Below are 8,612 nucleotides of genomic sequence, written 5' to 3' on the forward strand. Positions count from 1 at the left end.
GGTTGCTACCCGATGGGCATGGACGACGAGGTGCTCGACGGGGATGGAGACGGGCTGTCGCCCACCGCGATGTCCTTGCGCTTGGAGTTGAACACGGCCCCGATGATGATCACCACGGCCACGATGGCAATGCCCGCACGCAGCCCGCTGTTCTCGTCGCTGCCGATGGTCAGCTTCACCACGGCCGGCGCGATCAACAGCGAGACCAGGTTCATCACCTTGATCAGCGGGTTGATGGCCGGGCCCGCGGTGTCCTTGAACGGGTCACCGACGGTGTCACCGATGATCGTGGCCTCGTGGGCGGGTGAGCCCTTGCCGCCGTGATGGCCATCCTCGACCAGCTTCTTGGCGTTGTCCCAAGCACCACCGGAGTTGGCCAAGAAGACGGCCATCAGCACGCCGGCGCCGATCGCACCGGCGAGGAAGCCGGCCAGCGGGGCGGTGCCCAGGCCGAACCCGACCGCGATCGGGGCCATGATCGCGAGCAGACCGGGGGTGGCCAACTCGCGCAGCGAGTCGCGGGTGCAGATGTCCACGACCCTGCCGTACTCCGGCTTGCCGGTGCCGTCCATGATGCCGGGGATCTCCCGGAACTGGCGGCGTACCTCGAACACGATCGCGCCGGCCGCGCGGGCCACCGCGTTGATGGCCAGGCCGGAGAACAGGAACACCACCGAGGCGCCGAGGATCAAGCCGACCAGGATGTTCGGGTTGATGATCTCGAACACGCCGATCGCCTGCTGGGTGCGTAGACCCTTGTCGCCGAGATTGACCCCGGTGTCGGCGATCGCGTTGCCCACCGCGTCCTGGTAGGAGCCGAACAGCGCGGTGGCGGCCAAGACGGCGGTGGCGATCGCGATGCCCTTGGTGATGGCCTTGGTGGTGTTGCCGACCGCGTCCAGCTGGGTGAGCACGATGGAGCCCTCGCCGTGCACGTCGCCGGACATCTCCGCAACACCCTGGGCGTTGTCCGAGACCGGGCCAAAGGTGTCCATGGCGACGATGACGCCGACTGTGGTGAGCAGGCCGGTACCGGCCAGGGCCACCGCGAACAGCGCCAGGATCAGCACGCCCGAGCCGAGCAGGTAGGCCGCATAGACGGCCAGGCCGATCAGCACCGCGGAGTACACCGCGGACTCCAGACCCACCGAGATACCGGCCAGGATGACCGTGGCCGGCCCGGTCAGCGAGGTGCGGCCGATGTCCTTGACCGGCCGCCGGTTGGTCTCCGTGAAGTAGCCGGTGAGCTGCTGGATAGCGGCGGCCAGCACGATGCCGATGAGCACCGCGACGATCGCGAACAGGCGCGGGTCGCCGTCCACAGTGAACTTGTCGCCGACCACCATCCCCGCCGTCGGCGAGACGTTGTGCAACCCGTCGTAGGAGTCCGGCAGGAAGGCGAATGCAGCGCCGGCGCAGAGGATGGCCGAGGCGACCGCGGAGATGAAGAAGCCGCGGTTGATGGCGGCCATACCGCTGCGGTCATTCGGCCGTGGGGACACCGCGAAGATGCCGATGATCGCGGTGAGCACGCCGATCATCGGCACGATCAGCGGGAAGACCAGGCCGTCGTTGCCGAAGGCGGCCACACCCAGGATCAGCGCGGCGACCAGCGTGACGGCGTAGGACTCGAACAGGTCCGCGGCCATTCCGGCGCAGTCACCGACGTTGTCACCGACGTTGTCCGCGATGGTCGCGGCGTTGCGCGGGTCGTCCTCCGGGATTCCTTGCTCGACCTTGCCGACCAGGTCCGCGCCGACGTCCGCGGCCTTGGTGAAGATGCCGCCGCCGACACGCATGAACATGGCCAGCAGGGCGGCGCCGAAGCCGAAGCCCTCCAGCACCTTGGGGGCCTGGTCCTTGTAGATCAGCACCACGATCGAGGCGCCGAGCAGACCCAGACCGACGGTGAACATGCCGGCCACACCACCGGTGCGGAATGCGATGCGGGTGGCGGGCAGTTCGCCCCCGCGCCCGACCCGGGCGGCTGCGGCCACGCGCACATTGGCGCGGACCGCCAACCACATGCCCGTGTAGCCGGTGACCGCGGAGAACAGTGCGCCGACCAGGAAAAAGATTGAGCGACCTATGCGTTCCTTGCTGGAATCCGCGGGCAGTAGGAAGAGCACACCGAACGCGATGACCGCAAACACCGACAGGGTGCGGAACTGACGGGTCAGATACGCCGAGGCGCCCTCTTGGATCGCAGCCGCGATCTCCTTCATCTTGTCGGTGCCCTCGTCGGCGCGCAGCACCTCTTTGACCAGGTAACCGGCCACGCCGAGAGCGGAGATGGCCACAAGGGCAACCACGACGACGATCGTCAGGTTCGACCCGTGCAGGGTTACCTTCCCGCTGCTTTCGGCGGCGAGGTTGATCCCTGACATTCAGTCCTCCTAGGACGTCGCTGTAGATGCCCGCCGGCCCGTACGCGACTGGCCCACGGAGGGCGGGGGGGAGTCTACGCACGCGACCCGACGGACCCAAACCGGGCCCCACGGATCGCGGTCAGTCCGGCTTGGTCGGCCAGCTCATCCGGACCACCACCCCGTCGGTGGCCGGACGGATTTCCACCTCGTCCACCAGTCCGCTGATCAGCGCCAAGCCCAGGGAGGTCGTCTCCGATTCGGCGACGCGCCCGTGCAGCTCCAACGGGACCGCGTCGGCCACCTCGACGTCGAATCGGCTCTCACCGATGTGCAGGAGGATCACCACCGGCTCGTCCAGGCCGGCGTCCATGTGCAGCCCCACCGCGCGGGAACACGCCTCGCCGACGGCCAGGCGCACCTCGGAGAGGATGTCGTCGGCCACACCGGCCCGGCGTGCGGCGGTCGCCGCGATGAGCCGCGCGGTGCGCACGTGCACCGGCAACGGGCTGAACCTCACTTCGACGGTGGCCAATGGCCGGCTTTCTTCAGGTCCTGCGGACGACGGGGAATCAGCTCAATCCCGGGCCGCTACCGCGTCGGCCACCGAGTCGTGAATCGGGAACACCTTGGTCAGACCGGTGATCCGGAAGATTTTCAGGATGCGCTCCTGGGTGCAGACCAACCGCAACGAACCCTCGTGCGCCCGGACCCGCTTGAGTCCCCCGACCAACACGCCCAGACCGGTGGAGTCGAGGAACTCGACGTCCTCCATGTCCACCACCAGCTGGTACTGCCCGGCGTTGACCAGGTCGACGAGTTGCTCGCGCAGCTTGGGCGCGGTGTAGACGTCAATCTCGCCGCCCACCGAGACGATGGTCCGGTCGCCCTCAGTGCGGGTGGTGAGGGAAAGGTCCACTTGGGTCCTCCACGGTGCGTTCGGCGGGCGCCGGCAGTGTGCGAAGCCGCGTTCCGTCGCTTCCCGGCTTTGCGGCATTCAATCACTCAGGACGCAGCCGACCCATCGCCAGATGCGCCCGCCACCAGCTACCCGCGAAGTGGATCGGCTAATCCCGTGGACTCGCCGATCGCCGGCTTCGCCGATGTCAGTCGGCGCTGTCACACTGCCGCCGTGACAACGCTGGCCGGCCCGACCGCGTCGAGGCAGGCCTCGGCGTCCGCCGATCGGGTGCAATCGCTGCTCGACCACTTGCTGACCCGGGGTCGGGTCGAGCGGGTACGTCATGTGCACCGATTCCCGGAGCGACCCGGTGTCCGCGCGCCCTGGCCCGCATGGGTGCCGGAGCTGATGGTGGACCGGTGGAGGCAGTTCGGCATTCCGGCCCCGTGGGCGCACCAGGTGGCCGCCGCGGACGCGCTGTGGGCCGGGCGCTCGGTGGTGTTGTCCACCGGAACCGCCTCGGGGAAGTCCCTGGCGTATCTGATGCCGGCGCTGTCCGGTCTGCTCACCTCAGCCTCGGCGCCCACGGTGCTGTACCTGGCCCCGACCAAGGCGCTGGCCGCCGATCAACTGGCCTGCCTGGCCGACCTGCAGCTCGGCGCCCATGGCGTGCGACCCGCGTTGTTCGACGGGGACACCGGCTACGGCGAGCGCGACTGGATCCGGGCCCACGCCAACTACCTGCTGACCAACCCGGACATGCTCAACCGCACGCTGCTGCCCGACCACGCCCGCTGGGCGCGGTTCCTGGGTGCGCTGCGCTACGTGGTCGTCGACGAATGCCACACCTACCGGGGCGTGTTCGGTTCGCACGTCGCCCAGGTGCTGCGCCGGCTGCGCCGGTTGTGCCGACGGCACGGCGCCGACCCGGTGTTCGGGCTGTGCTCGGCGACGGTGTCCGACCCGGCGGTGGCGGCTACCCGGTTGACCTCCGCGGCGGTGCAGGCCGTCAGCGAGGACACCTCGCCACGCGCGGCCGCCGCGTTCGCGCTGTGGGAGCCGCCGTTGACCGGCGTGCTCGATGAGCACGGCGCCCCGCGCCGGCGCACCGCCGTGGCCGAGGCCGCCGACCTGCTCACCGACCTGGTGCTGGCCGACGCCCGGGTACTGGCGTTCCTGCGCTCCCGGCGCAGCGCCGAGGTGGCCTCGGTGCTCGCCCGGGACGCCCTGGCGGAGGTGGACCCGTCGCTCGGCGGCCGGGTGGCCGCGTACCGCGGCGGCTACCTGCCGGAGGAACGCCGCGAGCTGGAGCGGCGGCTGCGCTCCGGGGAGCTGTGCGGGCTGGCCGCGACCAACGCCCTGGAGCTGGGCATCGACATCACCGGGCTGGACGCGGTGTTGCTGGCCGGCTACCCCGGCACCCGAGCCTCGATGTGGCAGCAGGCAGGCCGGGCGGGGCGCGCCGGGCAGGGCGGGCTGGCTGTGTTCGTGGCCCGCGACGACCCGCTGGACACCTACTTGGTGCACCACCCCGAGGCCCTGTTCGGTCGGCCGGTGGAGGCCACCGTGCTGGACCCGGACAACCCGTACGTGCTGGCTCCGCACCTTTGTGCGGCCGCGGCGGAGGCTCCCTTGACGCCGGCGGATCTGGAGCTGTTCGGCCCGCGGGCCGGGGGCGTGGTGGACGGGCTGACCGAACAGCGGCTGCTCCGCCGCCGGGGGGACGCCTGGTACTGGACCCGGGTGGACCCCTCGGCGCTGCCGGGCGACATTCGCGGCTCCGGCGGGCCGGCGGTGCGCCTGGTGGAGGCGAGTACCGGGCGGTTGCTGGGCACGGTGGACGCGGGCAGCGCACACAGCCAGGTGCACACCGGCGCGGTACACCTGCACCAGGGCCGCAGCTACCTGGTCGAGGAGCTGGACCTCGACGCCGCGGTGGCCGTGGTGACCCGCGCCGAGCCGGACTGGACCACCACCGCACGGGAGGTCACCGAGATCGCGGTGCTCACCGACGACCGGGTGATGCACTGGGGGGCGGCCCGAGTGCACTTCGGCAGCGTCGAGGTGACCAGCCAGGTGGTGTCCTACCTGAGCAAGCGGATCGCCACCGGCGAGGTGTTCGCGCAGACCCCGCTGGATCTACCGCCCCGTCAGCTGCGGACCAGCGCGGTCTGGTGGACCGTGCCGGCCGATGCCCTCGCCGAGGTCGGCATCGCGGCCGGCGAACTACCGGGCGCCGCGCACGCTGCGGAGCACGCCGCGATCGGCCTGCTGCCGCTGTTCGCGACCTGCGACCGCTGGGACGTCGGCGGGGTGTCCACCGCCCTGCACCCGGACACCGGGCTGCCGACTGTGTTCGTGCACGACGGCCACCCGGGCGGGGCGGGGTTCGCCGAGCGCGGGTTCGCCGTGGCCGAGCAGTGGCTGTCCGCCACCCGCGAGCTGATCGCCGGTTGCGGGTGCCTGGCCGGCTGCCCGTCCTGCGTGCAGTCCCCGAAATGCGGCAACGGCAACCGACCGTTGGACAAGGCCGGCGCGGTGCTGCTGCTCGACGTGGTGCTCAGTGGCGCGCCACATTGACCCCACCGGCCTCACGCAACCGCCCCGTTAGCCAGGCCGCCGTGTGCGGGTCGAGGCCGGGGAACAACAGCACGATGCCGTTGCGCCGGGGCAGCCGATGGCGGGTCAGTTCGCCGAGGCAGTCCTCTCCCACCAACACCAACGGCGCCGCCAGCCAGGCAGCGCCCGCCGCACCCGGCTCGATGACCAGGTGCAACTCGGTGCCGGCCGCCGCGGCCAGCGGTAGCACTTCCTCGAGCAGCACAGGATCGCCGGTCAGCAACAGGGGACGCGCGGGACTCGGTTCGGGCATGCGCCGATGTTGCGTGTTCGGCCACCTGTTCCGCAGGCGTTGCACGGCGCTGTGGACAACCGACGCAGCGGACAAACCCGGGACAGAGGACGGCCCCCGCCGGGGGGGAGAGCGGGGGCCGTCGCCACGATCCGACTCGGGGGGGAGGAGCCGAACCGGGATAGGCACGGTCCTAGGACCGGCATGTCCCATGTTGTACCCGAACGCCCCTTCACGTAAACAGCAGGCCGGCGCCAGTCCGTAAAAACTTCCCTCGGCGCTTATTCTCATCCGCGTGTCGCAGTCAACCCGTCCATTCGCCATTCCGACGCCTCTGCGGTCGGTGGGCACGATGCGGGCCGCCGCCTTCTTCGACCTGGACAAGACCGTCATCGCGAAATCGAGCGCGCTGGCGTTCTCCCGGCCGTTCTATCGGGGTGGGCTGATCAACCGTCGGGCCGTGCTGCGCAGTGCCTACGCCCAGTTCGTGTATCTGGCCGGAGGTGCGGACGCCGACCAAATCGAGCGGATGCGCAAGTACCTGTCCTCCCTGTGCGCCGGGTGGGACGTGGCCACGGTGCGGGAAATCATCGCCGAAACCCTGCACGACCTCATCGACCCCTTGATCTACGACGAGGCCGCCGACCTCATCGAACAGCATCATCTGGCCGGCCGCGACGTGATCATCGTGAGCACCTCCGGCTCCGAGGTCGTCGAACCGATCGGCGAGATGCTCGGCGCGGACCGAGTGATTGCCACCCGCATGGCGGTGGACGACGAGGGCCGCTATACCGGCGAGATCGATTTCTACGCCTACGCGGAGACCAAGGCGCAGGCGATGCGCGAGTTGGCCGAGGCCGAGGGCATCGACCTGGAGCGCTCCTACGCCTACAGCGACTCCAGCACCGACATCCCGATGCTCTGCGCGGTTGGCCACGGTTTCGCGGTGAACCCGGACCGAGCGCTGCGCAAGGAGGCGCTGGCCCGGGGTTGGCCGGTGCTGGCCTTCAGCCGCCCGGTGTCCATGCGTCAGCGAATGCCCGCCATCGGCCGGCCCTCTCGCACCGTGGTCGCGGCCACCGCCGTGGCTGCCGGCGCCGCCACCGCCGCGGCGGTGTGGTGGGTGGCGCGCCGTCGCGACGTGTAGAACATTCCGGCGCACTCGTCACACCCGCGCACAACATGCCGGGCCCGCGGTAAAGAACCGCCGTGAACCCCTTCCCCACAAGGGAATAGAGGAGTAGACCTGGTTGTGGGTGAAGCGACCAGAGCGCTGATCGCGACAGGGTTCAGGCCGGTTCACACCGCGCGTCCTGCGGGTACCCACGCGGCTATCTGCCCATGTGCGGGCCGTCGAGACAGGCTGGACCTGGTCCGACGAAATAGAGTTGCACGCCTGGTAGCCCGGCTGACGCACCTGATAGTGCGACGGCGTCCTCCGAGGGGAGGGCGCCGTTCGCTTGTGCCGACCGAAATCGGGCTTACTGACGTAGCATCAGGAATGCTGCCCGGCCCGGATCGATTCGCAGATCTCGGTGGTCACCGTGGCCGCGGCCCGGATCGCCTCGGCGCAGTGCACCAACCACGCGGCCACCCCGTCGGGCGTGCCCAGCGAGTAGCCCGCCAGTGCTTGCTGATACTCCGTCAGTCCCAGGGCGGCGTGTCCGATCTCCGGGGCCACCAGTGCGCGTGGGTCCAACCCGCGCCCGATCAGTACCAACCGCGACGCCGCCCGGGCCACCAGCGGGCCAACGGTGTCGAACGCTGCCGCGTCGATCAGCTCTGCGTGCACCACACCCGCCACCACCAGGGCCGGCGCCGTGGTCGGCCCGGTGAGGGCATCGGTGAGCAGGTCCAGTCGCCGCGCCGCGCTCGGTGAGACAGGCCGACCCAGCACCTCGGGGGCTTGGGACTCCACCGCGGCCAGCGCATGCAGCCGGGCCAACGCCTGCCGCGGCGCGGTGGCCCAGCTCGGACCCAGTCCCTCGAGTTCGGCGCTGACCCGCATCGCGGCACGCGCGTACTCCCCCGCCGAACCCTCCGGCAGCGACCCGGCGCGGACGTCGTCGAGAGAGACCTCCACGTCGGCCAGCACCGCCGAGGCAACCACCGCCCGCCAGGCGATCTCCACCCGCACCGCGGTGGCATCGGTACGCAGCACCCGTTGTCCCGCCAGTCGATCCACCGCCGCCCGCGCCTCGGTCGCGGCGTCGGCGACGCCGGGCAGGGAGGTCAATGCGGCGAGATGATCGACCGGCATCGCAGCAGCGTAGGGGCATGCTGCCGGGTTGGCGATCTTGACCCCGGTGCGCTTGGCCACTAAACGCACTGGCCGGCGCGCTTGTCGGGGCGCAATGGTTGAACGCACTAGCGTCGCGCCGACGAACATTTCCAGCGGGGACGCGGAGGCAATGGACGGGCTGGCGGGGCAGCACCGGCCGGACCGCGACGGCAGGCCGGGAACCGGGCTGACTGTGCTCGCGGTGGACGACGA

Annotated in this window: 7 protein-coding genes; 2 read left to right on the plus strand and 5 right to left on the minus strand. The window is 70.4% G+C overall.

All coding sequences use genetic code 11. The features are described from left to right. Positions 1-5 precede the first annotated feature (5 nt). The 3 genes from VGJ14_04665 to VGJ14_04675 form a co-directional block, all read right to left on the minus strand. The gene (locus VGJ14_04665) at positions 6-2,387 is read right to left on the minus strand and encodes a sodium-translocating pyrophosphatase (protein HEY2831694.1); all 2,382 of its coding nucleotides are present in this window, start codon (positions 2,385-2,387) and stop codon (positions 6-8) included. 121 nt (positions 2,388-2,508) lie between these two features. Next, a complete protein-coding gene (locus VGJ14_04670; GenBank protein HEY2831695.1) occupies positions 2,509-2,901 on the minus strand; it encodes an ATP-binding protein in 393 nt (130 codons plus the stop codon). Positions 2,902-2,943: 42 nt separating this feature from the next. Next, positions 2,944-3,285, minus strand: a complete 342-nt coding sequence (locus tag VGJ14_04675) for an STAS domain-containing protein (protein ID HEY2831696.1) — start codon at positions 3,283-3,285, stop codon at positions 2,944-2,946. Positions 3,286-3,498: 213 nt separating this feature from the next. Here VGJ14_04675 and VGJ14_04680 point away from each other — a divergent pair, with 213 nt between their 5' ends. Then, entirely contained in the window at positions 3,499-5,847 is a 2,349-nt protein-coding gene (locus VGJ14_04680; GenBank protein ID HEY2831697.1) for a DEAD/DEAH box helicase, read from the plus strand. On the opposite strand, the gene VGJ14_04685 is transcribed toward VGJ14_04680, so the two are convergent. Next, a complete protein-coding gene (locus VGJ14_04685) occupies positions 5,828-6,139 on the minus strand; it encodes a hypothetical protein (protein ID HEY2831698.1) in 312 nt (103 codons plus the stop codon). The genes VGJ14_04680 and VGJ14_04685 overlap by 20 nt on opposite strands. A gap of 274 nt (positions 6,140-6,413) precedes the next feature. On the opposite strand from VGJ14_04685, the gene VGJ14_04690 reads away from it, so the two are divergent. After that, positions 6,414-7,265 (plus strand): HAD-IB family hydrolase, encoded by an 852-nt coding sequence (locus VGJ14_04690; GenBank protein ID HEY2831699.1) that lies wholly within the window; start codon positions 6,414-6,416, stop codon positions 7,263-7,265. 348 nt (positions 7,266-7,613) lie between these two features. On the opposite strand, the gene VGJ14_04695 is transcribed toward VGJ14_04690, so the two are convergent. Then, a complete protein-coding gene (locus VGJ14_04695; GenBank protein HEY2831700.1) occupies positions 7,614-8,378 on the minus strand; it encodes a hypothetical protein in 765 nt (254 codons plus the stop codon). Between the last annotated feature and the right edge of the window lie 234 nt (positions 8,379-8,612).

Source organism: Sporichthyaceae bacterium (genome assembly GCA_036493475.1).
GTDB lineage: Bacteria > Actinomycetota > Actinomycetes > Sporichthyales > Sporichthyaceae > DASQPJ01.

What these genes read in the sequence shown, in the direction of transcription:
- VGJ14_04685 (HEY2831698.1), bottom strand. Translation starts at nt 6,139, where the DNA reads ATGCCCGAACCGAGTCCCGCGCGTCCCCTGTTGCTGACCGGCGATCCT.
- VGJ14_04695 (HEY2831700.1), bottom strand. Translation starts at nt 8,378, where the DNA reads ATGCCGGTCGATCATCTCGCCGCATTGACCTCCCTGCCCGGCGTCGCC.
- VGJ14_04665 (HEY2831694.1), bottom strand. Translation starts at nt 2,387, where the DNA reads ATGTCAGGGATCAACCTCGCCGCCGAAAGCAGCGGGAAGGTAACCCTG.